This is a genomic window from Roseiarcus sp., from assembly GCF_052145395.1.
Lineage (GTDB): Bacteria > Pseudomonadota > Alphaproteobacteria > Rhizobiales > Beijerinckiaceae > Roseiarcus.
Genome location: NZ_JBKQOT010000040.1, coordinates 1 through 3,195 on the forward strand (window position 1 = coordinate 1; position 3,195 = coordinate 3,195).

1 protein-coding gene and 1 pseudogene are annotated in these 3,195 nt (G+C 64.6%); both read right to left on the reverse strand.

What is annotated here, in order from left to right; translation table 11 throughout:
- Positions 1–796: 796 nt before the first annotated feature.
- Positions 797–2,128, reverse strand: a pseudogene (locus ACLP25_RS01320) (DUF3141 domain-containing protein); the annotation flags it as partial.
- A 55-nt stretch (positions 2,129–2,183) separates the two neighbouring features.
- Positions 2,184–3,195: alcohol dehydrogenase AdhP (gene adhP, locus ACLP25_RS01325; protein WP_442467450.1), on the reverse strand; the 1,012-nt coding region annotated here is incomplete at its 5' end.

Here is a 3,195-nt window from a genome sequence, read left to right on the forward strand (position 1 = left end):
ACAAGCAGATCGTCGCACAGACCGACGGGGGCATGATTCCTGTCGTGGAGCCGGACGCGAGCCAGAAGGACAAGCGCAAGGGGAAGACGCTGTCGTGGAGAGAGGCCAAGATTTCGCTTGCGCACGCCAAGGGGAGCCGGACGCCGATCTATGGAGGCGGGATCGAGGGCGGCGCGGAGGCGGCGGGGCGACACCTCTTGACCTGCGCGGTGCGGGCGGGCTTCGGGACGGAATCGCGGGTTCACGCGGTTGGGGACGGCGCGCCGTGGATCGTCGGCCAGATCGAGCAACAGTTCGGCGCCCAGGGCAGCTATTTGATTGATTTCTATCATGTTTGCGAGTATCTGAGCGAAGCCGCCAAGACGATCGCGCCGGAGCCGGAAGCCCGCGAAGCCTGGATGGAGGCGCGAGAGAACGCCCTGAAGACGGGGCGCTTGGACGAGGTCCTGGGCGCCCTCGCTCCCCATCGCGAACCGCCCGAGACGAGCGACGACCAAGCCCCGGTGAGGGCATGCCATCGCTATCTGAGCGGTCGCGCAGACCAATTGAAATACCGCCAGGCCCTGGCCGAAGGGCTTCCGATCGGCTCCGGCGAAATCGAAAGCGCGCATCGTTACGTCGCTCAAAAACGCCTCAAGCTCCCCGGAGCCTGGTGGCGCGTCGAGCACGCGGCGCACATGCTCGCGCTGCGATCAACCGCCTCAACGGCGATTGGCCAGACTATTGGGCCGCGCTCGCCCCCAACCCTCCCAGTCCCGCAAATCGTAACCGACCAAACGTATCACGAAACCTCGCCGCTTAATTGCACAGCTTTGGTTCGCACCCTCTCGTCTTCCGGGCTGTTGACGCCGAAGGCGCGGATGTCTTCGAGCGTTCGCTTCTCGAGCCGGAAAAGGTACTTGCCATCGATGAGCTCGCGGTTCTCGGTATCCTCGCCGACGTCCGTGATGAGCGCCTCATAGAGTCCAGGCGGCGTCGCCTCGATCATGTCCATGCAGGAGACGAACTCCCGGTATTCCTTCGAGGCGATCTGGCCGGAAACGAAAATCCCCAAGTGCCCGATGCTATGGTGCAGCGAGTAGATGATCGTCTGCCCGTTGGCGACGATCTCGTCGACGTTGTCGTAGAGGTCGAGAATCCAGTCCAGGGCCTGCTGCGGCGGGGTCACGTTGTCGCCCCACGAGCAGAAGACGACGATTGGCGACTTGATGTTTCTGAGATCGACCCGGACCCCGTCCGTCGTGCGGATCTGCCCGGTCGACAGCTTGTTGCCGACGAACAGATTGTCGACGATCCATTGCATCTCGCCGCCGTTCAGCAGGACCGGGCTGCCCCACCAAGTCTCGAACGAGAGGAAGCGCTCCTTCTCGGCATCGACGTTGGAATAGACGTTGTATTCCTTGGTCCAAAAGGTGTTCGCGAGATTGGCGAGCTCGAAGTTGGCGATGAGGCTCGCGCCGTCGAACTTGCCCGCGCCGACGTCGTTTGAAAGAGCGGTCGCCCACGAGCCGCCGAAAATGCCTCCCAGATAGCGCATCGGGTTCTTCCCGCGCACCCCAGCCCAATAGGACATGGGCGATCCTGCAACCAGGATTGGGCCCATGAGGTCCGGGGCAATCGCGGCCGTCATCATGGTCTGCCAGCCGGCCTGGCAATTGGCGATGACGATGGGCTTGCTCTCGGCATCGGGGTGGCGCCGGGCGACCTCCTCGACGAAGGCCGCCTCGGCGTGGCAGACGTCCTCGATCGTCTGGCCAGGCATCGGCTCGGGCGAAAAGCCGACGAAGTAGCAGGCATGGCCGGCGCGGATCGCCACGCCGATTTCACTCTCGGGCTTCATGCCCCCGATGCCCGGACCGTGGCCCGCGCGCGGATCGACGACGACGATCGGAGGTTTGGCCGGATCCACGGCGGAGCGGTCGGGCGGAAGGATGCGAACGAGTCCGTAGTTGACCGGGCGCGGCAGCTTTCGTCCGTCAAGGACGAGCTCGTTGTCGAAGTTCAGTACGTTGGGGACCTCCTTCGCCGCCTGGGCGAGATGAATGTTTCCCCGCTCGTTCAGAGCTTCGAGCGTCAGGACGCTCCGCTGCCAGGCGTCCGTCCAGTACTCCACAGCTTGCTCAAGCATCGTCGACTCCTCTAAACAATTTTCCTTCGCTCATGTTCATTCCGGCCATTCAACCCTATGCCGTCCAGCTATCGGCGAGCTCGAGGGTCTTCGGCGCGATCCACCGGTTTTCCTCGGCGGCAAGATCCAGCACCATGCGTCCCTTGACCCGGCCGGCCTTCAGGTCGGCAAAGATCGTGTTGATGCTGTCGAGCGGCGCCGTCTCGACATCCGCGCTGACCTTGCCTTGCGCGGCGAAGGCGATCGCTTCATCGAGATCGCGCCGGTTGCCGACGATCGAGCCCCGCACCGTGATCCGCTTAAGCACGACGTCGAAAATCGGCGTAGGAAACTCCCCGGGGGGAAGCCCGACAAGCGCGACCGTTCCTTTGCGGCGCACGATGCGGAGCGCCTGCGAGAAGGCAGGCGGGGAGACGGCGGTGACGAGGACACCATGCGCCCCGCCTCCGGTCGCCCCGACAATCTCCAGCACTGCCTCGGGCGAGCGCGCGTCCACCGCGACCTCGGCCCCCGCCGCTTTGGCGAGCGCGAGCTTGTCGGCCGTGACGTCGAGCGCCGCCACGCGCAGCCCCATCGCCTTGGCATATTGGATCGCGAGATGGCCAAGGCCGCCGACGCCGGAGATCGCGACCCATTCGCCCGGCTTCGCTTCGGTTTCTCTCAGTCCCTTGTAGGTCGTGACGCCGGCGCACAGGATCGGGGCGATGCGCGCGTAATCCACGTTTCTTGGCAACCTGGCGGTGAACGTTTCGCTGGCGATGACATATTCGGCGAAGCCGCCGTCGCAGCTGTAACCGGTGTTGTGCTGATGCGCGCAGAGCGTTTCCCAACCGGTCTCGCAGTATTCGCAGCGTAGGCAGGAGTCGTGAAGCCACGCGACGCCGACGGAATCGCCCTCCTTTAGGCGGCTCACTCCGGGACCAAGCGCCGCAACGACGCCCGCAACTTCATGCCCCGGCACGAACGGCAGCTTCGGCTTTGCCGGCCAGTCGCCGTCGGCCGCGTGAAGGTCGGTGTGACACACGCCGCAGGCGAGGACCTTCACCAACACCTCCCCAGGGCCCGGA